General features: G+C 72.7%; 25 protein-coding genes. 19 read left to right on the plus strand and 6 right to left on the minus strand.

The window, feature by feature from the left end:
* Positions 1-231 precede the first annotated feature (231 nt).
* A complete protein-coding gene (locus tag ACSMX9_RS23620) occupies positions 232-513 on the minus strand; it encodes an HPr family phosphocarrier protein (protein ID WP_351243683.1) in 282 nt (93 codons plus the stop codon).
* 240 nt (positions 514-753) lie between these two features.
* Between ACSMX9_RS23620 and ACSMX9_RS23625 the strand changes: the two genes are divergently transcribed.
* From ACSMX9_RS23625 to ACSMX9_RS23640, 4 genes are all read left to right on the plus strand, one after another.
* Positions 754-3,588 carry a bifunctional acetate--CoA ligase family protein/GNAT family N-acetyltransferase gene (locus ACSMX9_RS23625; protein WP_445396736.1) on the plus strand — a complete coding sequence of 945 codons (2,835 nt, stop codon included), beginning with the start codon at positions 754-756 and terminating at the stop codon, positions 3,586-3,588.
* Positions 3,589-3,712: 124 nt separating this feature from the next.
* Positions 3,713-4,300, plus strand: a complete 588-nt coding sequence (locus ACSMX9_RS23630) for a DUF5998 family protein (RefSeq protein ID WP_351243687.1) — start codon at positions 3,713-3,715, stop codon at positions 4,298-4,300.
* The gene (locus tag ACSMX9_RS23635) at positions 4,300-5,487 is read left to right on the plus strand and encodes an alkaline phosphatase family protein (RefSeq protein ID WP_445396738.1); all 1,188 of its coding nucleotides are present in this window, start codon (positions 4,300-4,302) and stop codon (positions 5,485-5,487) included. Before ACSMX9_RS23630 ends, ACSMX9_RS23635 begins: the two co-directional genes overlap by 1 nt.
* A gap of 59 nt (positions 5,488-5,546) precedes the next feature.
* Positions 5,547-6,197 carry a thymidine kinase gene (locus ACSMX9_RS23640; protein WP_445396740.1) on the plus strand — a complete coding sequence of 217 codons (651 nt, stop codon included), beginning with the start codon at positions 5,547-5,549 and terminating at the stop codon, positions 6,195-6,197.
* Positions 6,198-6,243: 46 nt separating this feature from the next.
* On the opposite strand, the gene ACSMX9_RS23645 is transcribed toward ACSMX9_RS23640, so the two are convergent.
* Entirely contained in the window at positions 6,244-6,954 is a 711-nt protein-coding gene (locus ACSMX9_RS23645) for a VOC family protein (protein ID WP_445396742.1), read from the minus strand.
* 277 nt (positions 6,955-7,231) lie between these two features.
* On the opposite strand from ACSMX9_RS23645, the gene ACSMX9_RS23650 reads away from it, so the two are divergent.
* Positions 7,232-8,059 carry a sulfurtransferase gene (locus ACSMX9_RS23650; RefSeq protein WP_445396744.1) on the plus strand — a complete coding sequence of 276 codons (828 nt, stop codon included), beginning with the start codon at positions 7,232-7,234 and terminating at the stop codon, positions 8,057-8,059.
* 122 nt (positions 8,060-8,181) lie between these two features.
* On the opposite strand, the gene sepH is transcribed toward ACSMX9_RS23650, so the two are convergent.
* Complete coding sequence (gene sepH, locus ACSMX9_RS23655; protein WP_445396746.1) at positions 8,182-9,195, minus strand: septation protein SepH; 1,014 nt, start codon at positions 9,193-9,195, stop codon at positions 8,182-8,184.
* 673 nt (positions 9,196-9,868) lie between these two features.
* Positions 9,869-11,104, minus strand: coding sequence for an MFS transporter (locus ACSMX9_RS23660; RefSeq protein WP_445396748.1), 1,236 nt, complete (start codon positions 11,102-11,104; stop codon positions 9,869-9,871).
* A 204-nt stretch (positions 11,105-11,308) separates the two neighbouring features.
* Between ACSMX9_RS23660 and ACSMX9_RS23665 the strand changes: the two genes are divergently transcribed.
* On the plus strand, positions 11,309-12,463 hold the full coding sequence (locus ACSMX9_RS23665) for a ferrochelatase (RefSeq protein ID WP_445396750.1): 1,155 nt from the start codon (positions 11,309-11,311) through the stop codon (positions 12,461-12,463).
* A complete protein-coding gene (locus tag ACSMX9_RS23670; protein WP_445396752.1) occupies positions 12,460-13,269 on the plus strand; it encodes an inositol monophosphatase family protein in 810 nt (269 codons plus the stop codon). The genes ACSMX9_RS23665 and ACSMX9_RS23670 overlap by 4 nt, the downstream gene beginning before the upstream one ends.
* A gap of 137 nt (positions 13,270-13,406) precedes the next feature.
* Here the strand turns inward: ACSMX9_RS23670 and ACSMX9_RS23675 are convergent, their stop codons facing one another.
* Entirely contained in the window at positions 13,407-13,589 is a 183-nt protein-coding gene (locus ACSMX9_RS23675) for a hypothetical protein (protein WP_351243705.1), read from the minus strand.
* 457 nt (positions 13,590-14,046) lie between these two features.
* On the opposite strand from ACSMX9_RS23675, the gene ACSMX9_RS23680 reads away from it, so the two are divergent.
* From ACSMX9_RS23680 to ACSMX9_RS23695, 4 genes are all read left to right on the plus strand, one after another.
* Positions 14,047-14,700, plus strand: coding sequence for a response regulator transcription factor (locus ACSMX9_RS23680; RefSeq protein ID WP_351243707.1), 654 nt, complete (start codon positions 14,047-14,049; stop codon positions 14,698-14,700).
* A gap of 5 nt (positions 14,701-14,705) precedes the next feature.
* Positions 14,706-15,956, plus strand: a complete 1,251-nt coding sequence (locus ACSMX9_RS23685; RefSeq protein ID WP_445396754.1) for a sensor histidine kinase — start codon at positions 14,706-14,708, stop codon at positions 15,954-15,956.
* Between the two features lie 395 nt (positions 15,957-16,351).
* Positions 16,352-16,648, plus strand: coding sequence for a DUF4193 domain-containing protein (locus ACSMX9_RS23690; protein ID WP_351243711.1), 297 nt, complete (start codon positions 16,352-16,354; stop codon positions 16,646-16,648).
* A 13-nt stretch (positions 16,649-16,661) separates the two neighbouring features.
* Positions 16,662-17,651: a hypothetical protein gene (locus ACSMX9_RS23695; protein WP_445396756.1), complete on the plus strand. Its 990-nt coding sequence runs from the start codon at positions 16,662-16,664 to the stop codon at positions 17,649-17,651.
* Positions 17,652-17,665: 14 nt separating this feature from the next.
* Here ACSMX9_RS23695 and ACSMX9_RS23700 read toward each other — a convergent pair whose 3' ends face one another.
* Positions 17,666-18,124 carry a DUF3093 domain-containing protein gene (locus ACSMX9_RS23700; RefSeq protein ID WP_366117577.1) on the minus strand — a complete coding sequence of 153 codons (459 nt, stop codon included), beginning with the start codon at positions 18,122-18,124 and terminating at the stop codon, positions 17,666-17,668.
* Positions 18,125-18,214: 90 nt separating this feature from the next.
* Here ACSMX9_RS23700 and ACSMX9_RS23705 point away from each other — a divergent pair, with 90 nt between their 5' ends.
* From ACSMX9_RS23705 to ACSMX9_RS23740, 8 genes are all read left to right on the plus strand, one after another.
* A complete protein-coding gene (locus ACSMX9_RS23705; RefSeq protein WP_366117576.1) occupies positions 18,215-18,799 on the plus strand; it encodes a PaaI family thioesterase in 585 nt (194 codons plus the stop codon).
* Entirely contained in the window at positions 18,796-19,359 is a 564-nt protein-coding gene (gene dut / locus ACSMX9_RS23710) for a dUTP diphosphatase (RefSeq protein ID WP_445396758.1), read from the plus strand. Before ACSMX9_RS23705 ends, dut begins: the two co-directional genes overlap by 4 nt.
* A gap of 1 nt (position 19,360) precedes the next feature.
* Positions 19,361-20,125, plus strand: coding sequence for a DUF3710 domain-containing protein (locus ACSMX9_RS23715; protein ID WP_445396760.1), 765 nt, complete (start codon positions 19,361-19,363; stop codon positions 20,123-20,125).
* Between the two features lie 139 nt (positions 20,126-20,264).
* Positions 20,265-21,020: an ABC transporter ATP-binding protein gene (locus ACSMX9_RS23720; RefSeq protein WP_445396762.1), complete on the plus strand. Its 756-nt coding sequence runs from the start codon at positions 20,265-20,267 to the stop codon at positions 21,018-21,020.
* Positions 21,021-21,213: 193 nt separating this feature from the next.
* On the plus strand, positions 21,214-23,757 hold the full coding sequence (locus ACSMX9_RS23725; RefSeq protein WP_445396764.1) for an ATP-binding protein: 2,544 nt from the start codon (positions 21,214-21,216) through the stop codon (positions 23,755-23,757).
* An 85-nt stretch (positions 23,758-23,842) separates the two neighbouring features.
* Positions 23,843-24,526, plus strand: a complete 684-nt coding sequence (locus tag ACSMX9_RS23730) for a response regulator (RefSeq protein WP_351243722.1) — start codon at positions 23,843-23,845, stop codon at positions 24,524-24,526.
* Between the two features lie 76 nt (positions 24,527-24,602).
* The gene (locus ACSMX9_RS23735; protein WP_351243724.1) at positions 24,603-25,007 is read left to right on the plus strand and encodes an OB-fold nucleic acid binding domain-containing protein; all 405 of its coding nucleotides are present in this window, start codon (positions 24,603-24,605) and stop codon (positions 25,005-25,007) included.
* Between the two features lie 3 nt (positions 25,008-25,010).
* Positions 25,011-25,799, plus strand: a complete 789-nt coding sequence (locus ACSMX9_RS23740) for a DUF3159 domain-containing protein (protein WP_445396766.1) — start codon at positions 25,011-25,013, stop codon at positions 25,797-25,799.
* Positions 25,800-25,805 lie beyond the last annotated feature (6 nt).

A 25,805-nucleotide genomic window follows, 5' to 3' on the forward strand; every position in this document is an offset into this window, starting at 1 on the left:
GATGCGTCCGTCGGCGTGACGGAAAGCGATCCGTGGGCCACGTGGTGCGGTGCGGGATTTCGTGAATTCCCGTGAAGCGATGCGGGCCGAATGCGGGGGAGGCGTCCTCCCCGGAACGGCCCCGGCGCACCACGACGGGCGCCGGTCGGACCGCCTCCCGTGGGTCCGGTCACCGAGAGGCCGCTCCGCCCCGCCGGGAGCGGCCCGTGACGGCGGGCCCACCCGCCCGGCTCACACCGTCTCGGGCAACTCCTCCAGCCCTTCGGCCACCAACTTCGCCAGTCGGTCCAGTGCGGCGTCCGCACCCTCCGCCTCCGAGGCCAGGACGACCTCCTCGCCGCCGTGCGCACCCAGCCCCAGTACCGCCAGCATCGAGGCCGCGTTGACCGGGTCGGCGCCCCCCTTGGCGATCGTCACGGGAAGGCCGGTGGCCGAGGCCGCCCGGACGAAGATGGAGGCGGGGCGGGCGTGGAGACCCTCAGCCCAACCGACGGTGACGCGGCGCTCAGCCATGTGATGCTGCCCTTCAGGTGCTCTCTCGGGTGGTATGACCCTCTTCGGTTGTCTAGACCAGTCTCCCACAGCGGTGGCGGCCGGCCCGTGCGGTCGCCGGGCGCCGTGCCCGCGTCGACCGGGCGTTCACGTACCCATCCGGGGGGAGCCCGGAAACCAGGCGCCGCGCCGCCGACCGACCCCGGGGCGCTCCCCAGCCTGCCCCGCGCCCGGGCCGACCGCGACCCGTACGCTGACCCCATGCAGACCCCGCCGGACCAGCACGACTACCCGTCCCACTGGGAGGCCGACGTCGTGTTGCGCGACGGCGGCACCGCGCGCATCAGACCCATCACCACCGAGGACGCCGACCGGCTGGTCAGCTTCTACGAGCATGTCTCGGACGAGTCGAAGTACTACCGGTTCTTCGCCCCGTACCCGGAGCTCTCCGACAAGGACGTGCACCGCTTCACCCACCACGACTTCGTGGACCGGGTCGGCCTCGCCGCGACCGTGGGCGGCGAGTTCATCGCCACCGTCCGCTACGACCGCATCGACGCCCACGGCCGCCCCGCCTCCGCCCCCGCCGACGAGGCCGAGGTCGCCTTCCTGGTCCAGGACGCCCACCAGGGCCGGGGCGTCGCCTCCGCCCTGCTCGAACACATAGCCGCGGTCGCCCGCGAACGCGACATCCGCCGCTTCGCCGCCGAAGTGCTTCCGGCCAACACCAAGATGATCAAGGTGTTCACCGACGCCGGCTACCGGCAGAAGCGCAGCTTCGAGGACGGCGTGGTCCGGCTGGAGTTCGCGATCGAACCCACCGAAGCGTCCGTGGCCGTGCAGCACGCCCGCGAACAGCGCGCCGAGGCCCGCTCCGTCCAACGACTGCTGCGCCCCGGGTCGGTCGCCGTCGTCGGGGTGGGCCGGGCCCCGGGCGGCGCGGGCCGTGCGCTCCTGGAGAACCTGGTCGCCGCCGGGTTCACCGGCAGGCTCCACGCGGTGAACAAGGCGTTCCCCGCGGACCTCACCGCCCTCGACGGCGTCCCCGCCCACCGGTCCGTCGCGGAGATCGGCGCCCCCGTCGACCTCGCCGTGGTGGCCGTCCCCGCCGAGCAGGTGCTCCAGGTGGTGGACGAGTGCGGGGCGCACGGGGTGCAGGGGCTCGTGGTCGTCGCCGCGGGCTACGCCGACCTGGGCGAGGAGGGGCGGGCCCGCCAACGGGCCCTGGTGCGCCGGGTCCGTTCCTACGGCATGCGTCTGATCGGCCCCAACGCCTTCGGGATCATCAACACCTCCGAGGCCACCCGCCTCAACGCCTCGCTCGCACCGGACATGCCCCGCCCCGGTCGGGTCGGCCTGTTCGCCCAGTCCGGGGCCATCGGCATCGCCCTGCTGTCCCGGCTGCACCGCCGCGGCGGCGGGGTGACCGGAGCCCCCGGGGTCACCGGGGTGTCCACCTTCGTCTCGGCCGGCAACCGCGCCGACGTCTCCGGCAACGACGTCCTCCAGTACTGGTACGACGACCCGGACACCGACGTCGCCCTGATGTACCTGGAGTCGATCGGCAACCCCCGCAAGTTCGCCCGGCTCGCCCGCCGCACCGCGGCCACCAAGCCCCTGGTCGTCGTCCAGGGCGCCCGGCACCGCGGCATCTCCCCGCTGGGGCACGCGGTCCCCGCCACCCGGCTGCCCCACGCCACCGTCGCGGACCTGCTGCGGCAGGCCGGCGTGGTCCGGGTCGACACCATCACCGAACTGGTCGACGCGGGACTGCTGCTCGCCAGCCAACCGCTGCCGGCCGGCCCCCGGGTCGCGATCCTCGGCAACTCCGAATCCCTGGGGCTGCTCACCTACGACGCCTGCCTCTCCGAGGGGCTGCGTCCGCTGGGCCCGCTCGACCTCGGCACCGCCGCCGCGCCCGAGGAGTTCCGGCGGGCGCTGGGCCGGGCCCTGGCCGACCGGGAGTGCGACGCGGTGATCGTCACCGCCATCCCCCGGGTCGGCGAGGGCGGCGGTTCGGACGAGGAACTCGCCGGCGCCCTCCGGGCCGCGGTCGCCGCCCACCCCGCCAAGCCGGTGGCCGTGGCCCACGTCGAACTGGGCCGGCTGGCGCAGGCGCTGGCCGTCGCCAGCGGCACCGGCCCCCGCCCCGCCGGGCCGCCGGCCGCCGCCCCCCGCCCCGAGGCCCCGGACGCCCCCGCCGGCATCGAGCCGTCCGCCGCCGGCATCCCCGCCTATCCGGCGACCGAACGGGCCGTCCGCGCCCTCGGCCAGGCCGTCCGGTACGCCCAGTGGCGCCGCGAGGCCGCCGACCCCGGCAAGGTGCCCGAGTTCGACGGCACCGACCGGGCCGGCGCCGCGGAGCTGATCGCCGGGCTGCTCGACGCCCACCCCGACGACGACCCCCGCGGCTTCGCCGTCCCCGAGGACCGGGCCCGGTCCCTGCTCGCCCGCTACGGCATCGCGGTGCACGGCACGCTCCCCGCCGCCGGCCCGGACCAGGCCGTCGCCGCCGCCCGACTGCTCGGCTACCCGGTCGCCCTCAAGGCCACCGCCCCGCACCTGCGGCACCGGGCCGACCTGGGCAGCGTCCGGCTCGACCTCGCCGACGAGGAGCAGCTGCGCCGCGGCTACGCCGAACTCGCCGAGTCCCTGGGCACCCCGGCCGAGCTGCGGCCCGTGGTGCAGGCCATGGCCCCGCGGGGGGTGGACACCGTCATCCGCACCGTGATCGACCCGATCGTCGGGGCGGTGCTCTCCTTCGGGCTCGCCGGGGCGGCCTCGGAACTCCTCGGCGACACCGCTCACCGGCTGATCCCCGTCACCGACCGGGACGCCCGCTCCGTGGTCCGGGCCATCCGGACCGCGCCGGTGCTCTTCGGCTGGCGCGGCGCCGCCCCCGTGGACACCGCCGCCCTCGAAGAGCTCCTGCTGCGCGTCTCCCTCCTGGTGGACGAGCACCCGGAGGTCGTCGGCATCACCCTGGAGCCCGTGGTCGTCGCCGAGCACGGGCTGTCCGTGCTGGACGCCACGGTCCGTCTCGCCCGCCCGCCGGCCCGGGACGACCTGGGGCCGCGCACCCTCCCCGCCTACTGACGGGCCGGCCGGACCGGGCCCGTCCCTGGCGTGATCCTTTCCTCGCTGTGGTGCTGCACACTCCGCTCACCAGGAGACCTCGTGCGACACCTACGCCCGGCGCGGGGGCCGTAGGATGGGCGCCATGGCCAAGACCAGTACGACGACCCAGGGGCTGCGCACGGCGATCGAGCGCAGCGGCTACTACCCGGCTCTGGTGGCCGAAGCGGTGGAGGCCGCGGTCGGCAGCGAGCCGATCGGCTCGTACCTGGTCCACCAGGAGACCACCTTCGACTCCAACGAGGTACGCCGCCACGTCACCGTGCTCGTCCTCACCGGCACCCGCTTCATCGTGAGCCACACCGACGAGCAGGCGGCGGACGGCTCCTCGCCGACCCCGTTCGCGACCACCTCCACGGAATCCGTGAAGCTGGACCGCATCTCGTCGGTCGTGGTCAGCAGGGTCGTCGCCAACCCGGAGGCGTACACCCCCGGGACGCTGCCCCGCGAGGTCGTGCTCACCATCGGCTGGGGGGCCGTCGCCCGGATCGACCTCGAACCGGCCGCCTGCGGCGACCCCAACTGCGAGGCCGACCACGGCTACACCGGCAGCACCACCGCCGATGACCTGAGCCTGCGGGTCAGCGAGGCCGGCGACGGCCTGGAGGCGGTCCGCCAGACCCTCGCCTTCGCCCAGGCCCTCTCCGAAGCGACCGCGGAGACCGGTCGCTGATGGTCCCGTCCGCCTGGGACTTCGTGGAACCCCTGCCCCTCGACTCCGCCCCGGTGCCCGCCTACGGTTCGGGCTCGCTCGCCGACCTGCTGCCCACCCTCGCGGCGGGCCTGGGCGTGCCCGGCACCGTGAACGCGATACCGCAGCTCACCCCCGCCGACCGCAACTGCGTCTTCCTCATCGACGGGCTGGGCTGGCAGCAACTGCTGGCCCACCCCGACGAGGCACCCTTCATGAGCGCCCTGATCGCCAGCTCGCTGGGCGGCACCGGCCGCCCCCTGACCAGCGGATACCCGGCCACCACCGCCGCCTCCCTGGCGTCGGTGGGCACCGGTCTGACACCCGGCGAGCACGGTCTGCCCGGCTACACGGTGCGCAACCCGGACACCGGCGAGCTGATGAACCAGCTCCGCTGGTACCCCTGGACGCCGCCGCACGAGTGGCAGCCGCACCCCACCGTCTTCCAGCGCGCGCACGAGGCGGGCGTGCACACCGCGCAGGTGTCCGCCCCGCAGTTCCAGAACACCCCGCTCACCCAGGTCGCGCTGAGCGGCGGCACCTTCCTCGGACGCCTCTCCGGCGAGGAGCGCATGGACGTCGCCGCCGAGCAACTCGCCGCCGGTGACCGCTCGTTGGTCTACACGTACTACGCAGAGGTGGACGGCAACGGCCACCGCTACGGGGTGGACTCCGACGCCTGGCGCGGCCAACTCATGTACGTGGACCGACTGGTTCAGCGACTCGCCGAGCAACTGCCCCCGCGCAGCGCCCTGTACGTGACGGCCGACCACGGCATGGTGGACATCCCGCTCGACCCCGAGCACCGGGTGGACGTCGACGAGGACTGGGAGTTGCGCGCCGGCGTGGCCCTGTTGGGCGGCGAGGGGCGCGCCCGCCACGTGTACGCGGTGCCCGGCGCCCGGGCGGACGTGCTCGCGGTGTGGCGGGAGGTGCTGGGGGACCGCTTCTGGGTCGCCGGACGCGAGGAGGCCATCGCCGCGGGCTGGTTCGGCCCCCGGGTCGATCCGCGCGTCCACGCGCGGATCGGCGACGTGGTGGCCGCCGCCCGGGACGACGTCCTGATCGTCGCCAGCGAGCGGGAGCCCAAGGAGTCGTTGCTGATCGGCAACCACGGCTCGCTGACCCCGGCCGAACAGCTGGTTCCGCTGCTCGAAGTACGCTCCTGATCCCTCCGCAGCCCCGACCGTCCCCGCCCGTGCGGCCCCCGAAAGGTGCTCCCTTCCCCATGCCCGAGCTGGTGTTCTTCAGCGGAACGATGGACTGCGGAAAGAGCACCCTGGCGCTCCAGATCGGGCACAACCGCTCGGCGCGGGGGCTCCAGGGGGTGATCTTCACCCGGAACGACCGGGCTGGCGAGGGGAAGCTCTCCTCACGACTGGGCCTGGTCACGGAGGCCGTCGAGGTCGCCGAGGACATGGACCTCTACGGGTACCTGGTCGACCGGTTGTCCAGGGGCGGCCGGGTCGACTACGTGATCGTCGACGAGGCGCAGTTCCTCGCTCCGGAGCAGATCGACCAGTTGGCGCGGATCGTGGACGACCTCGGGCTGGACGTCTTCGCCTTCGGCATCACCACCGACTTCCGCACCAAGCTCTTCCCCGGCTCGCAACGGCTGATCGAACTGGCCGACCGGATCGAGGCGCTTCAGGTGGAGGCGCTCTGCTGGTGCGGTGCCCGGGCCACGCACAACGCCCGCACGGTGGCCGGGCAGATGGTCGTGGAAGGCGCCCAGGTGGTGATCGGCGACGTCAACCGCCCGGTGGCGGAGGTCGGTTACGAGGTCCTGTGCCGTCGGCACCACCTCCGCCGCACGACCGCCGCCTCGGCCGGCGCCGGGGCCCTGTCCCCCGAGGTCCTGCCGATGCCGCCGGCCTGAGGACCGGGCCCCCCGCCCGCGGGGGAGAGAGGGCCCGGGCCCTCGCTCAGCCGTCTTCCCGCACCGCGAACACCGCGCCCCCGGGGTCGCTGAGGACGGCGGAGCGCGGGCCGTCCCCGCCGCTCGGCGGGGTGAGCGACCGCCCGCCCAGTGCGTGCGCCCGCCGCACCGCGGCGTCCAGGTCGGCGACGGCGAAGTGGGCCAGCCAGTGGGCGCCGCGCCCCGTCAGCCGATCGGGGTCCGCCTCCACCAGCCCCGCCACCGGGACCCCGTCCCGGGACACCGTCCACCGGCCCGCCGTCGCGTGGGTCGCGGTGAGCCCGAAGACGCACTGGTAGAACGGCGTCACGTGGCGCGCCTGACGGGTGACCAGTTCGCTCCACACCGGGGTGCCCGGCGCCCCGGTACCGGCGAAGCCGGGGCGGGCCGCACCCTGGCAGAGCCCGAACACGGCGCCGCCCGGGTCGGCGACGAGGGCCCGACGTCCTCCGTCCGTGGCCAGGGGGCCCACGGCCACGGTTCCGCCGCAGTGCCGCACCAGGTCGGCGGTGAGGTCGGCGGCGTCGGTGGCCAGGTACAGCGTCCAGGCGGGGGAGGAGCGGTGGTGCCCCGTCAGCGTACTGATGTCGGCCACCGCCTCCCCGTCGGCGAACGCCCGTACGAAGGTGTCCCCCGCTCGGTCGGGCCGGAACTCCCAGCCGAACAGCCCCTGGTAGAACTCCCGGGTCGCGGTCGTCCCCCGCGCCTTCAGGCTCACCCCACAGGGTGTGCCCGGGCGCCGGTTCCGCTCCGCGCCGTCCCTTCGGCCGGCTTCCTGCCGTGCCTCGGTCATGGTCGGTCTCTCCTCCGTCTGCCGGCGGAAAATCCAGCGGTCATCAACAGTGCTTCTCGGTCATCTTTGCGATGTGCGCAATCGATGCCGGTCTTTTGTACCCCGTGTGCGCAAGGGCGTACAGTGCGTGCCCGGTCAGGCCGGGATCTGGACGTTATCCGGCGCGGCGCGATGTGGCCAGCCCGTGGGCCAGGATGGGGGCATGAACGCCATCATCTCCGCATCCCGACTGGCCCGGGACCTGGCCGGTCCCACCCCGCCGGTCCTCCTGGACGTCCGCTGGCAGCTCGGCGGCCCGCACCTGCGCTCCGCCTACGAGGAAGCCCATCTGCCCGGAGCCGTGTTCGTCGACCTGGACGCCGAGCTCGCCGGCCCCGCGGGTCCGGCCGGCCGCCATCCCCTGCCGGACGTCGAGGAGTTCGGCGCCGTCATGCGCGCGGCCGGGGTCTCGGCCGACCGGGACGTCGTGGTCTACGACGGGGGACAGGGCTGGGCTGCGGCCCGGGCCTGGTGGTTGCTGCGCTGGACGGGGCACTCCTCGGTGCGGGTGCTGGACGGCGGGCTCGGGCGCTGGTCGGGTCCGCTGGAGTCCGGGACGCCGACGCCCCGAGCAGGCACCTTCGTCCCGGTGCCGGGTGCCGTGGAACTGCTGGATGCGGACGGGGCCGCGGAACTGGCCCGGTCGGGGCTGCTGTTGGACGCACGGGCCGGGGAGCGGTACCGGGGCGAGGTGGAGCCCGTCGACCCGGTGGCCGGACACATCCCGGGTGCGGTGTCCGCGCCGACGACCGAGAACGTCACCGAGGAGGGGGACCTGCGCCCGGCGGAGGAACTCGCCGCCCGCTTCGCGCGCTTGGGGGCCGACGGCACCACCCGGGTGGGCGTGTACTGCGGTTCCGGAGTCTCCGGTGCGCACCAGGTGCTGGCGCTGGCGGTCGCGGGCGTCCCCGCCGCCCTGTACGTGGGGTCCTGGTCGGAGTGGAGCGCGGATCCCTCCCGACCGGTGGCGAAGGGGCCCGAACCCTCCTAGCGGTGGGCGCACCGGCGGGGCTTCGATACGCGCACCGCAGGACGGCTCGACTCCCGACGGTGCGTAGGTTCTCCGGTACGGGTGTCCCACCGAGGTGAGACACCCGTACCGAGGGTGGTGCGTCAGTCCTGCTTCTTGCGCCGGGTGCCGAAGACGATCTCGTCCCAACTGGGGACCGCGGCGCGGCGCCCGGGCCGTACCCCGTCCGCCTCGGCCTGCCGATCGGTCGCCCCGACGAGTCGGTCGCGATGGCTGCTGACCGACCGGGGCATCAGCACGTCGGCATAGGCGGACCCGGCGGAGGCCGCGGGTGCGGGCGGTTCCTCGGGCTCCGGCTCCTCGTCCGGTTCCAGGGCGGCGGGGCGTTCGGGCACCACCAGGTCCCCGCGGAAGCTGGGCACCGCCTCCAACAGGCTGGTCAACGAGTCCCGACCCTCGGCGGCAGTTGCCTCGTCGGCCTCGGCCGACGGCAGGGCCCGCTCCGGCGCACGGTCCGCGGACCGGTCGCGGGGCAGCCGGGCGATCCGGGGCACGAAGGGGAAGGTCGGCTCGGGCGCACCGAGGTCGTCCGACTCGCCGATCAGGGACCTGGCCTCGTCGTCCACGGCCTGGACGAGGCGCCGTGGCGGGTCGTAGGTCCAACTCGCGGAGTGCGGCTCACCGGCGACCAGGTAGACCAGGAGGACCTCCCAGGTGCCGTCGTCGCGGCGCCAGGAGTCCCACTGCACGCTGTCCTTGTCGGTGCCGCGGAGCAACAGCCGCTCCTGCACGGCTTCGCCGAGTTGGGGTCCGGTGCTCTCGCCGGGGCGACGCACGGGCGTCTTGCGGGCGCGTTCGGCCATGAAGGCGCGCTCGGCGAGCACGGGCCCCTCGAAGCGACGCACCCGGTCGACCGGGATGCCCGCGAGTTGGGCGACCTCTTCGGCGCTGGCGCCGGCTCGTATGCGCGCCTGGATGTCCCTGGGGCGGAGGTGGCTCTCCACCTCGATCTCGATCTGACCGAGGCGGGGGCGGTCGCCACGCACGGCGGCACGCAGCCGCTCGTCGATGGCAAGCGTGTACTCCGTGTTGTCCGCAGCTTTGAGCACCAGCCGTGTGCCGTCATTGGAGACGGCCACGACACGCAGTTCGGGCATGGGGACCTCCCGGGTGGTGCCTGCCGACGTCACGTGCGTCGCTGCTTCCGCTAGTGGAGTGTGGCCTGCCCGGGTGCAGCCTGCCACAACCTTGCCGGGTTGCCCGGTGTGTCGGGCAGGGGCCCCGGGAGTTCCGTGATGCCACGGTTACCTGTTCGCAACGCTAAGTGACCGCAGTGGTCGCCCTGTGCAACGAGTTCCCTCCCGGACGGTCTGGACGGCTCCGGGCATCCCTAGGGAAGACCGGTACCCAGGGTTCGCAACAGTACTCCATTCGGGCCACCCGGGAAGACCGGCACGCCGTCGAAGTTCGATCGAAGGTCGATCGTGGGTGCGCCCCCGTGGGGGGATCGAAGGCGGGTGCGACGGTCCCGCGAGGGGTCGCTCGCATGGAATCTTTCCCGCAAATCCCCCCATTCGGGCTATCCGGGTGGGCTGGGGGCGCATTTCCGGAGGCAAGATCGGGAAGGTCGTACAAAGGGTGCACATGGCTGAAAAAGTGTCATTTGCTCCGCGGGGGGCGAGGTGGATGCAGGGGGCGCGGGAGACGAAGGCCACGGTGCGCCGGCGCCGTGCGAGCGGCTCGCCTCACCGCGGGCGTACGCCGGTGCGGGGGACACGGAGCGTGACGGAGCGCCGGTCGGGAGGGGTGTCCCGACCGGTCGCGGGGCCGTCAGGCCGGGTGGTGCTCCTCCTGCTGGTCGCTCCCGACGAGCGGTGCGGACGGGAGCGCGGGCCTGGCCAGTCGGCGGTAGCCGAGCAGGCCGACGACCACGGCGAGGGCTCCCGAGACGCCCGAGACCGCGTAGCCGGCTCCGGCGTCGGCGGCGTCGATGACCCAGCCGGAGGCCGACGAACCGAGGGCGACGCCCACCGCCAGCCCGGTGCTCACCCAGGTCATGCCCTCGGTCAGTTGGGCGCGCGGGACGTGCTTCTCGACCAGGGCCATGGTCGTGATCATCGTGGGGGCGATGGCGAGGCCCGCCACGAACAGCGCCACGGACAGCGGGGCCAGCCCGTCGACCAACTGGAGCGGAACCATGCTCACGCCCATCCCCACCACCCCCACCAGCCACCGGCGCGGCGCCTCGCCGCTGAAGCGCATCAGCCCGAAGAGCACGCCCGCGAGGCAGGAGCCCGCCGCGTACAGGGCCAGCACCACGCTGGACAGCGCCTTGCGCCCCTGCTCGTCCGCGAAGGCCACGGTCACCACGTCCACCGATCCGAAGATCGCCCCGGTGGCCACGAAGGTGGCCACCAGCACCTGGAGGCCCGGCGAGCGCAACGCCGAACCCCGCGTGTGGTGGGCACGTGGGTGCGGCACCGGCTCGGTGGCCCGCTGGGAGGTCAACCAGAAGACGCCGACGGCGAGGAAGACCGCTGCCAGCAGCGGGCCCGCCGCGGGGAACCAGACCGTCGACAACCCGATCGAGATGATCGGACCGAAGATGAAGCACACCTCGTCGATCACCGATTCGAGTGAGTACGCGGTGTGCAGGTGTGGGGTGTCCCGGTAGATGGTGGCCCACCGCGCCCGGGTCATGGAGCCGACGCTGGGGGTGAAGCCTATGAAGGCGGAGAAGAGGAACAGCGTCCAGTCCGGAGCCGAGAACGAGGCGGACAGCAGGAGCCCCGTGGCGGCGGACAGGGTCACCAGGGTGGCCGGCCGGAGTATCCGGCGCTGGCCGTACCGGTCCACCAGGCGGGACACCTGGGGGCCGACGACCGCCGCCGAGAGGGCGATGGTCGCGGAGAGGGCCCCTGCCAGTCCGTAGCGGTCGGTGAGCTGGGACACCATGGTCACCACACCGATGCCCATCATCGACAGCGGGAAGCGGCCGATGAACCCCGCGAGGGAGAAGGAACGGGTGCCGGGGGCGGCGAAGATCACGCGGTAAGGGCTGGGCACGGCACGCTCCGTTGCGGGCCCCGCTGCGGAGCCGGTGGGCAGGGCATATCGATGGCCAATACAGCTTATTGGTCGATCGAGCTTACTTGTGGCGGAAGGGGCTCATCGTACCGGTGGTGAGGCAGCGCTCGCCGGGGCGCGCGAAGCGCCCGCGCGCGCATGGCCGTGTCGGTGCCGTCACCGCCGAGTGGCAGGATCACAGACATGTCCGACGTCTTCGATCCATCCCTGTCCCCCGCCCCGTACGACGCGCTGTTGCTGTTGTCCTTCGGCGGCCCCGAGGCCCCCGACGACGTGGTCCCGTTCCTGGAGAACGTGACCCGGGGGCGCGGCATCCCCAAGGAACGGCTCAAGGAAGTCGGACAGCACTACTTCCTGTTCGGCGGGGTCAGCCCGATCAACGACCAGAACCGCGCCCTGCTCCACGCCCTGCGCAAGGACTTCGCCGACCACGCGCTCGAACTCCCCGTCTACTGGGGCAACCGGAACTGGGCCCCGTACCTCACGGACACCCTGCGCGAACTCGTCCGGGACGGCCACCGCCGCGTCCTCACCCTGGTGACCAGCGCCTACGCCTCGTACTCCGGGTGCCGCCAGTACCGCGAGAACCTCGCCGAGTCGCTGGCCGCCCTCCAGGCGGAGGGGCTGCCGGTACCCCGGGTCGACAAGCTCCGGCACTACTTCAACCACCCCGGGTTCCTGGAACCCATGGTCGACGGCGTGCTCGCGGCGCTCGCCGAACTCCCCGCGGACGTCCGCGGCGGCGCCCACCTGGCGTTCACCACCCACTCCATCCCCACCGCCGCGGCCGACGCCTCCGGCCCCGTCGAGGACCACGGGGACGGCGGCGCCTACCTGGCCCAGCACCTGGAGGCGGCCGGCCTCATCGCCGCGGCGGTGCGGGAACGCACCGGCCGGGAGCACCCCTGGCGGCTCGTCTACCAGTCGCGCTCCGGCGCCCCGCACATCCCGTGGCTGGAGCCGGACATCTGCGACCACCTGGAGGAACTGCACGACGCCGGCGCCCCCGCGGCCGTGATGGTCCCCGTCGGGTTCGTCTCGGACCACATGGAGGTCAAGTACGACCTCGACACCGAGGCCGCCGCCAAGGCCGCCGAACTGGGTCTGCCGGTGAGCCGCTCGGCCACGGTCGGCGCCGACCCCCGGTTCGCCGCCGCCGTGCGCGAACTGGTCCTGGAACGGGCCGCCACCGAGAGCGGTCGCCCCGTGGAGCGCTGCGCCCTCGGCCGGCTCGGCCCGAGCCACGACCTCTGCCCGGTCGGCTGCTGCCCGGCGCGCACCCCGAAGCCCGCCGCGGCGGGGGCGGACGGCCCCCGCCCGGGGGAGGCGCCCCGATGAACCGCGCACCGGCCGAACTGCACGCCGAACTGCTCGACGTCGCGCTGGAGGCGGCCCGCCGCGCCGGTGACCTGCTGCGCGACTCCCGCCCCGCGGACCTGGGCGTCGCGGCGACCAAGACCAGCGCGGTGGACGTGGTCACCGAGATGGACCTCGCCTCCGAGCGGCTGATCACCACCCTGCTGGCCGACCGCAGGCCCGACGACGCGGTGATCGGGGAGGAAGGCGCCGACCGCGCGGGAACCTCCGGAGTGGAGTGGGTGGTCGACCCGCTCGACGGCACGGTGAACTACCTCTACGGCCAGCCCGCCTGGTCGGTGTCGATCGCGGCGCGCCGGGACGGCGAGACCGTGGTCGGAGTGGTCCGCGCCCCCCTGCGGGGCGAGACCTACCGCGCGGTGCTCGGCGGCGGCGCCTTCGTCAACGACCGGCCCGCCCGCACCCGCCCCGCCCCCCCCTTCGACCGCGCCCTGCTCGGCACCGGCTTCGGCTACCTCGCCGAGCGGCGCGCCCGGCAGGCCGAGGTGGTCGCCCGGCTGCTGCCCCAGGTGCGCGACATCCGCCGGGGCGGTTCGGCCGCGATCGACCTGTGCGACGTGGCCACCGGCCGGCTGGACGCGTACTACGAGCGCGGGCTGAACCCGTGGGACCTGGCCGCCGGGGACCTCATCGCCCGGGAGGCCGGCGCCCGCACCGGCGGCCGGCCGGGCGAGCCGGCCTCCGGCGACCTGGTGGTGGCGGCCCCGCCGGGACTCTTCGAGCCGCTCCAGGTGCGCCTCGACGAACTCGGCGCCTGGCACGACTGAACGCGTGCGTACGGGCCCCGGCGGTGATCACCGCCGGGGCCCGTACGGAGAAGGGGAGTGGGCCCGGGGCGTGGCCCGTACGGCGGATGCCTGCCGTCGGGCGGGAGCTCCGGAGCGGGTGCTCCTCGGTGGTTCGGTCAGACGTGCGCGGTGCTGCCCTGCTCGACGGTGACGCCGTGTTCGGCGGCCAGTCGGTGGAGGTCGTCCAATTCGGACTGCTCCACGTCGACAAGGAAGTCGTCGCCCGTTTCGCGGGCACGGCTCAGGTCGGACTCGGTCGTCCTGATGCGCTGCAGGAGTCCTGCGGTGAATGCGTCCATGGTTGCGCCCCCTCGTCCTGGGTCGTGGGTCGGCGGCACGGTGTGTGCCCTGGGGAGGGGCGATCACGTCGGAGCACGGCTCTGCGGTAGCCGTCGTGGCGTGCCACTGCACGGTGTGATCGCGGGTGTGTGGTCGTCCTCCCCCCGCTCCCCGCGGCGGAAACCTCCCCGCCGGAGAAACTGCGGGAAAGCCGGATGCCCGCCGGCCGTGCCGCGCCCGTTCGCCCCCGGTTCCCGACGGGTTCACCCGGGAGCCGGTCCGCGGGCGCGCCGGCCCCGGCCGGCGGCCGACCGGGAACGGTCCGGGCGTGCGGTGTCGCCCCCGCCGATCGGCTCCGCGCCGGCCTCCGCCTTACCGCCGGTTTATGAGCTCAGGGGGCAGGATGGAGCCTCACCCCACGATCGACGTCACCCCACCTCCCGCGGGCGGTGGGGTGCCAGAGGAAGGACTAACGACGTGCGCGTACTCGTCGTCGAGGACGAGCAGCTGCTCGCCGATGCGGTGGCCACCGGACTGCGCCGGGAGGCCATGGCCGTCGACGTCGTGTACGACGGTGCGGCGGCCCTGGAGCGCATCGGGGTGAACGACTACGACGTCGTCGTGCTCGACCGGGACCTCCCGCTCGTCCACGGGGACGACGTCTGCCGCCGGGTCGTGGAGCTGGGCATGCCCACCCGGGTCCTGATGCTCACCGCCTCCGGCGACGTCAGCGACCGGGTCGAGGGCCTGGAGCTCGGCGCCGACGACTACCTGCCCAAACCCTTCGCGTTCAGCGAGCTGATCGCCCGGGTCCGGGCGCTCGGACGGCGCACCAGCGTCCCCCTGCCTCCGGTGCTGGAGCGGGCCGGCATCAAGCTGGACCCCAACCGCCGAGAGGTCTTCCGCGACGGCCGTGAGGTGCAGCTCGCGCCGAAGGAGTTCGCGGTCCTGGAGGTGCTGCTGCGTAGCGAGGGGGCCGTGGTCTCGGCGGAGCAGCTGTTGGAGAAGGCGTGGGACGAGAACACCGACCCGTTCACCAACGTGGTCCGGGTCACCGTGATGACCCTGCGCCGCAAGCTCGGTGAGCCCGCGGTGATCATCACCGTGCCCGGTTCCGGATACCGGATCTGATCGACGTGGCCGCGACACCCCCGCCGCCGCCCGCAGCGCCCCCGAAACCCACCTGGCCCCCCAGACGTCCGGACGCGCCCTTCCCCTGGCTGCGGCCGACCATCCGGATAAGGCTCACCCTGCTCTACGGCGGCATGTTCCTGATCGCGGGCATCCTGCTGCTGTCGATCATCTACCTGTTGGCGGCGCAGGCCGTGCACGACGGCACGACGCTGCCGTTCAAGCTGATCTCCGGCGAGGTCCGCATCACCAGCCAGATGTGTCCGCAGCTCTCCGACTCGGCGAACAGCAAGGGGGAGGCGTTCAACAGCGCGCTGGACGCCTGCATGGGCAGCCAGCGCCGGCACGCGCTGGACGCCCTGCTGAGCCGGTCCCTGATGGCGCTGCTGGGGCTGAGCGTGATCGCCTTCGCCTTCGGCTACGCGATGGCGGGACGGGTCCTCTCGCCGCTGGGCCGCATCACCCGCACGGCGCGTCGGGTGGCCGGTTCCGACCTGACCCGGCGGATCGAGCTGGACGGCCCGGACGACGAGCTGAAGGAGCTGGCCGACACCTTCGACGACATGCTGGAGCGTCTGGAGCGCGCCTTCACCGCCCAGCAGCGGTTCGTCGGCAACGCCTCGCACGAGCTGCGCACCCCGCTCGCCATCAACCGCACCCTGCTGGAGGTCCACCTCTCGGACCCCGGTGCACCGCCGGAGCTCCAGCAGCTCGGCAAGACCCTGCTCGCCACCAACGAGCGCAGCGAACAGCTGGTGGAGGGGTTGTTGCTGCTGGCCCGGAGCGACAACCAGATCGTGGAGCGCAAGCCGGTGGACCTCGCCGAGGTCGCCTCGCGGGCCATCGAGCAGGTGCACGCGGAGGCCGAGCAGCGCGCCGTGGCGATCCGCGGGGTGCAGGAGCCCGTGGTGGTGCAGGGCAACGGCGTTCTGTTGGAACGGATCGCGTTGAACCTGGTGCAGAACGCCGTGCGCTACAACATCGCCCGGGGTGGCTGGGTGGAGGTGTCCACCGAGGCCCAGCACGGCCAGGCGGTGCTGGTGGTGTCGAACACCGGGCCCGTGGTGCCCGCCTACGAGGTCGACAACCTCTTCGAGCCCTTCCGCCGGCTGCGCACCGAGCGGACGGGCAGCGACAAGGGCGTGGGGCTCGGCCTCTCGATCGCCCGCTCGGTGGCGAGGGCCCACGGGGGACGTATCATCGCGGAGCCCCGCGAAGGGGGCGGGCTCGTGATGCGCGTCACGCTTCCGATCTGACACACTGCCCCCCGACACGCAGAGGATGTTCGCTTTGAGCGGAATTTTCGGGATTCGCTCCTGACGTCTTCCTGTGTGATCGATCACAGGGGCCGCATTCCGGTCGTCTACTCTTCGTGATCGTCCGTACCCCTGGAGGGCCGGGAAAGTCCGGGTTTTCAGGGGTCCCGGTCACGGGAAGTACACGGGGTGGCGCCTGTGAGCAGCAATGACGGGACCAGGTAGGGTCCCGACCGCCATCCACCCGGATCACCTCTGGGTCATCCGACTGGGTGTCGATTGAGTAACGGACCTTGATGTGAGGCAAAATCTCCGCTTCAGGTCGGGCACAACCCCGGCCTCCCATGCGTTACGAGCGCTGAGACACCCGCAGACACCCAGAGGGGGAGAGCGATATGGCAACGGACTACGACACTCCACGCAAGACCGATGACGACCTCAACGAGGACAGCATCGAAGAGCTGAAGTCCCGGCGGAACGACAAGTCGGCGTCCACGGTGGACGTCGACGAGTTCGAGGCCGCCGAGGGGCTGGAACTGCCCGGAGCGGACCTCTCGAACGAGGAACTGGCCGTCCGGGTCATGCCCAAGCAGGCGGACGAGTTCACCTGCATGAGCTGCTTCCTGGTCCACCACCGCAGTCAGCTGGCCCGTGAGAAGAACGGCCAGCCGATCTGCCGCGACTGCGACTGAGGCGGGGTCGGCCGTGACTGGCTCGACCCCACCCCGGAAGCGCCGCTTCCGTTGGCGGGGAGCGGACGAAGCGAGCACCGAACCGTCATCGGGACCGGCACAGCGGTCCACGGACGCGCATGACGACGAGCGGGGCCGTCCGGCCTCGCTCGAAGCGCGGGGCGGAGCGGACGGCGCTGCGGGGCACCAGGAGGTCACACCCGAGGGCGAGGCGGAGGCATGGGTGGACGCCCTGCACGCCACCGGAGCCGTCGTCGTGCCCGCGGACCGTCCCGGGGCGCCCGAGGAGCGCCCCCGGGGCCGCATGGCCGCCGTCCGGGACGGCGTCCGCAAGGGCGGCGACCGCGCCAAGGCGGGCGTGGCGTACCTCGCCGACCGGATCATCGAGAACGCCCCCAGGATCCCCGTCCGCGACCTGGCGACCCTGCGTCGACAGTTCCCCGGCCTCTCGCCGGAACGGCTGGCGGACAAGCTCGTGAACGGTGCCGCGAACGCCACCTCGACGGTGGGCGCCGGCGTCGGTGCGGCGGCGATGCTGCCCGCCCCGCCCGCCATGCCGGCGGAACTGGCGGCCGAGATCACCGGCGTCGCCGCGATCGAGCTGAAGCTGATCGCCGAGTTGTACGAGGTCTACGGACAGCGTCCGCCCGGCGGTCTCAAGGAGCGCACTGCCGTCTACCTGACGACCTGGTCGGAGGAGCGCGGCATCGACGTGACCAAACCGTCGACGATCAACGCCGCGCTCGGCGTCCAGATGAAGCGCGAACTGCGTCAACAGATCATGAAACGCATGGTGCGCAACCTCCCCAACCTGATGCCCTTCATGGTCGGGGCGGCCGTCGGCGCCGTCATGAACCGGCGGGACACCCACAAGCTGGCCCGGCGCATCCGGGACGACCTGCGCGTGCGCCAGGTCGCCTGGGCCGACCTGCCCGAGATCCCCCTCGGCGCGGACGGCGGCGCCCTCGGCGGTGCCCCCGGGCGCCGCGAGATCGAGGGCTGAGCCCCGCCGGGGGCTCAGCCGGTGCGGGACGAGGTGAGGGCCGCGGCCAGGGCCTCGGGCGCGCGGGTGGAGACGTACACGTAGGGCGTGGGGTCCTCGGGGTCGGTCACCGGGACCCGCAGCGCCGTCGGGATGTACCCCCGCAGCAGCAGGTACGCGCGGGGGTCCGCCTTGTGGGTCCGCCAGGCCCTGGCCTCCTCGGCGTCCAGGACCTCGGGTTCGCCCAGCGCCGAGAGCGGGATCCGGGCGTCGCCGGCCACCAGCGAGTCGCCGACCACCCTGATCCGCGCCGATCCGTACGAACTGGTGATCACCGCGGCCAAGGCCGTGCCGCCGACCAGACCCCCGAGCATGGCGAGCGCACCGAACGGCAGGCCGATCAGCCCCAGGGAGACACCGGCCAGCAGGGTCACCAACCACCACGAACGGGGCGCGGTGAGACGTTCTTCGTAGGGCGCTGCCGAAAGGTCCATGACCGCTAGCTTGGCACGCCCCCGCGTCCGTCCCGGTCCCAGGGCCCGCCCGTCCGGAGGGGCGCGGACGGGCGGGTAAGGTCTGCGCCTGTGAGTGGTACTTCGACCGTCCTGACGCCTCCCGCGGACGCCATAGCGCCGGTACGGCACCCCGATGCCCCCGCGCCCGGCGAACCGCTCGGTTCCCACTACGACCGGTGCTTCGGCTGCGGCGGGGAGCAACCCCACGGGCTGCACCTCGTGGCCCGCGCCGAGGAGGGGGTACGGGTCAGCGCCGAGTTCACGGTGCGCCCCGCCCACCAGGGCGCGCCCGGGCTGGCGCACGGCGGTGTCCTCGCCACCGCGCTGGACGAGACGCTCGGCTCCCTGAACTGGCTGCTGCGGGTCATCGCCGTCACCGGTCGTCTGGAGACCGACTACCTCCGCCCCGTGCCCGTGGGCACCGTGCTGCACCTCGACGCCGAGGTGGTCGCCGTCGCCGGGCGGAAGATCTACTCCCGTGCGTCGGGTCGGATCGGCGGCCCCGACGGTCCCGAGGCGGTGCGCGCGAACGCCGTGTTCATCGAGGTCGAGGTGGAGCACTTCGTGGACAACGGCCGCACCGAGGAGGTCCGGGCGGTCCTCGGCGACCCCGACGCCCTGCGCCGTGCCCGTGCCTTCGAGGTGAACCCGTGAGCGCCGACCGTTCGACGCCGTCGCCGGGCCCGGCCGTCGCCCGCCCCGAGCTGCCCGTCCTCATCCGACGGGTCGACCCCGAGGTGCCGCTGCCCGGGTACGCGCTGCCCGGCGACGCGGGCGCGGACCTGCGCACCACCGAGGCCCGCGACCTCGCGCCGGGCGAGCGGGCCGTCCTGCCCACCGGGGTCGCGATCGCGCTGCCGGACGGCTACGCGGCCTTCGTGCACCCGCGCTCCGGGCTCGCTGCCCGGCTCGGTGTCGCCCTGGTGAATGCGCCGGGGACGGTTGATGCCGGGTACCGTGGGGAGATCAAGGTGATCGTGGTGAATCTCGATCCGCGCGAGCACGTGCGGTTCGAGCGCTTCGACCGGATTGCCCAACTGGTTGTCCAGCAAGTCGAGAGGGTGAGCTTCCGGGAGGTCGCGGACCTTCCCGGTTCGGCGCGGGCCGAGGGGGGCTTCGGGTCCACCGGCGGTCATGCCTCGGTGGACGCTCCGGATGGGCCCGTGGGTGGGAATCAATACGCATCGGTCGGAACCGACCGGGAAGGACGATGACGTGTTCGGACGTCGCAAGAAGATGAGCTCCCCCGAGGACGCGGAAGACGCGACGGCGGCGGACGCGACGGGCGAGGCCGAGCAGGTCGACGACGGCGACGGGACGGAGCGCGTCCGGTTGGAGCCGGAGCCCCGTCCCGACGGCCCCTGGGACAGCTCCGAGGTGCGCGAACCGGGCGAGGGCCGGGTCGACCTGGGCGGGTTGTTCGTGCCCGGGGTCGACGGCATGGAACTGCGCGTCGAGGTCGCCGGGGACGCCATCGTCGCCGCGACCGTCGTGCTCAAGGACAGCGCCATCCAGCTCCAGGGCTTCGCCGCTCCCAAGCGGGAGGGCATCTGGGGCGAGGTGCGCGAGGAGATCGCCTCCGGCATCACCCAGCAGGGCGGCGTCATCGACGAGGTGCAGGGACCGCTCGGCTGGGAGCTGCGGGCCCAGGTGCCCGTGCAGTTGCCGGACGGAACGGGCGGCTTCCAGGTGGTGCGGTTCGTCGGTGTCGACGGCCCCCGCTGGTTCCTGCGCGGGGTGATCTCCGGCCAGGGCGCGGTGCAGCCGCAGGCCGCGGGGCTGCTGGAGCAGATCTTCCAGGACACCGTCGTGGTCCGGGGCGACGGCCCGATGGCTCCCCGTGACCCGATCGTCCTCCAGCTCCCGAACAACGCCCAGATGGTGCCCGAAGGGGTCCAGCAGGAGGAGCAGGGCACCTCCCGCTTCTCCGGGGGCATGGGCCAGCTCGCCCGGGGCCCGGAGATCACCGAGGTCCGCTGAGCGCGGAGCACGCTCCGTGTCGTGACGTGCGGGTCGTGACACGGAGTCGACTCCCACCGGTCCCGTGCGGACCGTTGCTCCCGATGGCGCGGCGTGACCATACTGTCGGACGGTTCGGAGCACGGGTACGGGAGCGGGCATGACACGGGGGGCCACAGGGGTGGACGGGGCCGTGGCGGCCCACGGTTCGACGACGCGGACCACGGAGCCCGCCCGGGGCCCCATGGTCCGGGTGGCGGACCTCCGCCGGTCCTACGGCACCGGCGCCGCCGCGGTGCACGCGCTGAAGGGCGTGACCTTCACCGTCCCGCGCGGCGAACTCGTCGCCCTCAAGGGGCGCTCCGGCTCCGGCAAGACCACCCTGCTGAACCTGGTCGGCGGGCTCGACTCCCCGGACCAGGGCACCGTCCACGTCGACGGCCACGACCTGGCCGACCTGGACGAGGCCGGTCTGCTCCGGCTGCGACGGGACCGCATCGGCTTCGTCTTCCAGTCCTTCGGGCTGATCCCGATCCTCAGTGCCGCCGAGAACGTCGGCGTGCCCTTGCGGCTGCGCGGCGTGCCCGCGGCGGAACGCGACGAACGGGTGGCCCTGCTGCTGTCGCTCGTCGGTCTCGCCGACCACGCCCGGCAACGACCCGGGGAGCTCTCCGGCGGCCAGCGGCAGCGGGTGGCCATCGCCCGTGCCCTCGCCAACCGGCCGTCCCTGATCATCGCCGACGAGCCCACCGGCCAGCTTGACGCCGAGACCGGCCAGGCCGTGATGGAGCTGCTGCGCGCGGTCGTGCGCAGCGAGGGCGTCACCGCGCTGGTGGCGACCCACGACGCGGCGCTGCTCGACCTCGCCGACCGGGTGCTCGAACTCAGCGACGGGGAGATCGTCGAGGGCGCCTGACCCGGGCCGGCCCTCTGCGCCCGTCCGGCGTTCCACGCCCCCACCAGCGGCTTTGTACGTGAAGTCGGTCCATCAGGGTTCCGTCAAGGTGCCGCAATAGTCGATCATTCGTCCGATTTGTCGAATGTCGGGGCTGTACCGTCGGAGCGCGATCAACGGTGGTGCGCGGGTGTGAGTGGAAGACAATGGGGCCATGGGACGCGGCAGGCTAAGGATTTATCTCGGTGCGGCGCCGGGTGTGGGGAAGACGTATGCGATGTTGTCGGAGGGGCATCGGCGGGTGGAGCGGGGGACGGATTGTGTGGTGGGGTTCGTGGAGCATCATGGTCGGCCGCGGACGGAGGTGATGTTGCACGGTTTGGAGCAGGTGCCTCGGGTGGGAGTGGGGTATCGGGGTGGGGTGTTTGAGGAGATGGATGTGGTGGGGGTGTTGGCGCGGCGGCCGGTGGTGGTGTTGGTGGATGAGTTGGCGCATTCGAATGTGCCGGGGTCGCGGAATGCGAAGCGGTGGCAGGACGTGGAGGAGTTGTTGTCGGCGGGGATTGATGTGGTGTCGACGGTGAACATTCAGCATTTGGAGTCGTTGGGTGATGTGGTGGAGTCGATTACGGGGGTGCGGCAGCGGGAGACGGTGCCGGATGAGGTGGTGCGGCGGGCGGATCAGATCGAGTTGGTGGATATGTCGCCGCAGGCGTTGCGGCGTCGGATGGCGCACGGGAACATTTATCAGTCGGACAAGGTCGATGCGGCGTTGTCGAATTATTTCCGTCCGGGGAATTTGACGGCGTTGCGTGAGTTGGCGTTGTTGTGGGTGGCGGACCGGGTCGACGAGTACCTCCAGCAGTACCGGGGCGAGCACAACATCCGCAGCACCTGGCAGGCCCGGGAGCGGATCGTGGTGGGGGTGACGGGGGGTCCGGAGGGGGAGACGTTGATACGGCGGGCGGCGCGGTTGGCGGAGAAGGGTGCGGGGGGTGAGGTGTTGGCGGTGTACGTGTCGCGGAGTGACGGGTTGACGGCGGCGTCGCCGAAGGAGTTGGCGGTGCAGCGGGGGTTGGTGGAGGGGTTGGGGGGGACGTTTCATCATGTGGTGGGGGATGATGTGCCGTCTGCGTTGTTGGAGTTTTCTCGTGGGGTGAATGCGACGCAGGTGGTGTTGGGGTCTTCGCGGCGTCGGGCGTGGCAGTACGTGTTCGGGCCGGGTGTGGGTGCGACGGTGGCGCGGGATTCGGGTCCTGATCTGGATGTGCACATCGTGACGCACGAGGAGGTGGCGCGGGGGCGTGGGTTGCCGGTGGCGCGGGGTGCGCGGCTGGGTCGGCAGCGGATCGTGTGGGGATGGCTCACCGGTGTCCTCGGTCCGATCGTCCTCGCCCTGACCCTCACCAACGTCGACGCCCACCTTGGCCTGGCCAACGACATGTTGTTGTTCCTGACGCTCACGGTGGCCGCGGCGCTGCTGGGCGGGCTCTGGCCGGCACTGGCCTCCGCGGCCTTCGGCTCCTTCCTGCTGAACTGGTTCTTCACCCCGCCGCTGCACCGCGTCACCATCGCGGACCCCAAGAACATCGTCGCCATAGTGATCTTCGTGGGCGTGGCGGTGGCGGTGGCGTCGGTGGTGGACGTGGCGGCGCGGCGTACGCATCAGGCGGCGCGGTTGCGGGCGGAGTCGGAGGTGTTGTCGTTCTTGGCGGGGAGCGTGTTGCGGGGGGAGACGTCCTTGGACGCGTTGTTGGACCGGGTGCGGGAGACGTTCGGGATGGAGTCGGTGGCCTTGCTGGAGCGGGCGGGCGACGTGGCGCCCTGGACGTGTGCGGGGAGCGTGGGCCCCGCACCGGTGAAGCGTCCGGAGGACGCGGACGTGGACGTGCCGGTCGACGACCACCTGGCGTTGGCGCTGTCCGGGCGGGTGCTGCCGGCCGAGGACCGCCGCGTCCTGGCGGCCTTCGCGGCGCAGGCGGTGGTGGTGCTGGACCGCCGACGCCTGCGCGAGGAGGCCGAACAGGCCCGCCGCCTCGCCGAGGGCAACCGCATCCGCACCGCCCTCCTCGCCGCCGTCAGCCACGACCTCCGCACCCCCCTCGCCGGCATCAAAGCAGCCGTCTCCTCGCTGCGCTCCGACGACGTCGCCTGGTCCGAGGAGGACGAGGCGGAGCTGCTGGCCGGCATCGAGGCCGGCGCCGACCGCCTGGACCACCTGGTGGGGAACCTGCTCGACATGTCCCGGCTCCAGACCGGCACCGTCCAACCCCTGATCCGCGAGGTGGACCTCGACGAGGTGGTGCCGATGGCCCTGGCCGGCGTCCCCGAGGGCAGTGCGTGCCTCGACATACCGGAGACGCTGCCCATGGTCCGCGTCGATCCCGGACTGCTGGAGCGCACCGTCGCCAACGTCGTCGAGAACGCCGTCAAGTACAGCCCCGAGGGCCGGCGGGTCCTCGTCGCGGCCAGCACCCTGGGCCCCCGGGTGGAACTGCGGGTCGTCGACCGCGGGCCCGGGGTTCCCGAGGAGGCCAAGGAGCGCATCTTCGAGCCCTTCCAGCGCCACGGGGACGCCCCGCGCGGTGCCGGGGTCGGCCTCGGGCTCGCCGTCGCCCGCGGCTTCGCCGAGTCCATGGGCGGCACCCTCACCGCGGAGGACACCCCCGGCGGCGGCCTCACCATGGTGCTGACCCTCACCGCCGCGCCCGGCCACGCCCGGTCCGGACCGGAACTCCCCGCCACGGTCACCTCGTGACCGCACACCCCGCCCGGGCCGCCGTGGTCCCGGACGCACCGGCCCCGGACGCCCGGGCCACGGACAACCAGAAAGGCAGGCGCTCATGACCCGGGTGCTCGTGGTCGACGACGAACCCCAGATCGTCCGCGCGCTCGTGATCAACCTCAAGGCCCGCAAGTACGAGGTGGACGCCGCCGCGGACGGCGCCACCGCGCTCCAGCTGGCCGCCGCCCGCCACCCCGACGTCGTGGTCCTCGACCTCGGCCTGCCGGACATGGACGGGGTCGAGGTGATCAAGGGACTGCGCGGCTGGACCCGGGTGCCCATCCTGGTGCTGTCGGCACGGCACAGCTCCGACGAGAAGGTCGAGGCGCTGGACGCCGGCGCCGACGACTACGTGACCAAGCCCTTCGGCATGGACGAACTGCTGGCCCGGCTGCGGGCAGCGGTCCGCCGCGCCGAACCGACCGGCGGCGGGGACGACGACGTGGTGGTCGAGACGGCGGACTTCACTGTCGACCTGGCCGCGAAGAAGGTCAACCGGGGCGGGCGGGACGTCCGGCTCACCCCCACCGAGTGGCACCTGCTGGAGGTGCTGGTGCGCAACGCCGGGCGGCTGGTGAGCCAGAAACAACTCCTCCAGGAGGTGTGGGGCCCGTCCTACGGGACCGAGACCAACTACCTGCGGGTCTACATGGCCCAGCTCCGCCGCAAACTGGAGGCCGACCCCTCGCACCCCCGGCACTTCATCACCGAGCCGGGCATGGGGTACCGGTTCGAACACTGAGGCGGCTCCCCGGCCCCTCCCGTCCGGGGCGTCCACGGCGCGGCGGCGCACTCCGCCGACTGGGTACCCTTCCCCTATGAGTGCGCCACGTTCCGACAAGCCGACGGGCCGGTTCCGCCGGATGCTCGACCGGCTCGCCGACATCTCGGCCTCCCAGGAGGACCTGGAGTCCGAGGAACTGCGCGAGGACGCGGAGACGGCCGGTTGCATCCGGATCGGTGACTGCCAGGACCGGCAGATCGTCACCGTTACTGGTACCTTGCGCACGGTCACCCTCCGCCCCCGGGCGGGGGTCCCGGCCCTGGAGGCGGAGCTCTTCGACGGCTCGGCGGCGCTCGACGTGGTCTGGCTCGGCAGGCGCTCCATCGTGGGCATCGAGCCGGGGCGCAAGCTGATCGCCTCCGGTCGGATCGCGATGAGCCGGGGCCGCCGGGTGCTCTTCAACCCGAAGTACGAACTCAGACCCCTTGGACGGGAGTAGCCGGTGACGTCCCTCGACAAGCCGACCGACCACCGGAGCACGGCCCAGGACGGCGACCCGGGACCCGCGCCCGCCGACGGGCCGCCGGGGCAGGACGCCAAGGCGGTGACCGAAGCGGCGCTCTTCGAAGCGTTCGGCGGGGTGCGCGGCATGGTCGAGACCGTCGTCCCCGGGCTCCTCTTCGTCACGATCTACACCGTCAACAAGGACCTGCACCTCTCCGCCATCGCGGCCCTCGCGGTCTCGGTGCTGATGGTGGTGGTCCGACTGGTGATGAAGGACACCGTCAAGCACGCCTTCAGCGGGGTCTTCGGCGTCGCCTTCGGCGTGGTCTTCGCGATGATGACCGGCAACGCCAAGGACTTCTACCTGCCCGGCATGCTGTACACGCTCGGGCTCGGCCTCGCCTACGTCGTCACGGCCCTCGCGGGCGTTCCCCTGATGGGGCTGGTGCTCGGCCCGATCTTCAAGGAGAACCTCTCCTGGCGGACCCGCAACCCGGGCCGCAAGAAGGCGTACGCCAAGGCCAGCTACGCCTGGGGCGGCATCCTGCTCGCCAAGTCCGCGATCCTGTTTCCCCTGTACTGGTGGGCCGACACCACGCAACTCGGTTGGGTCCTGGTGGCCTTGAAGATCCCGCCGTTCCTGCTGGCGGTCTGGCTGACCTGGATCTTCCTCGCCAAGGCCCCGGCCCCCATCGACGTGTTCGCCGAGATGGAGGAGCGGGAGGCCGCCGAGAAGGCGGCCAAGGAGGCGGCGAAGGACGCGGCCGCAACGGCGCGGACCGAGTAGCCGCGA

Source organism: Streptomyces sp. LE64 (assembly GCF_052606915.1).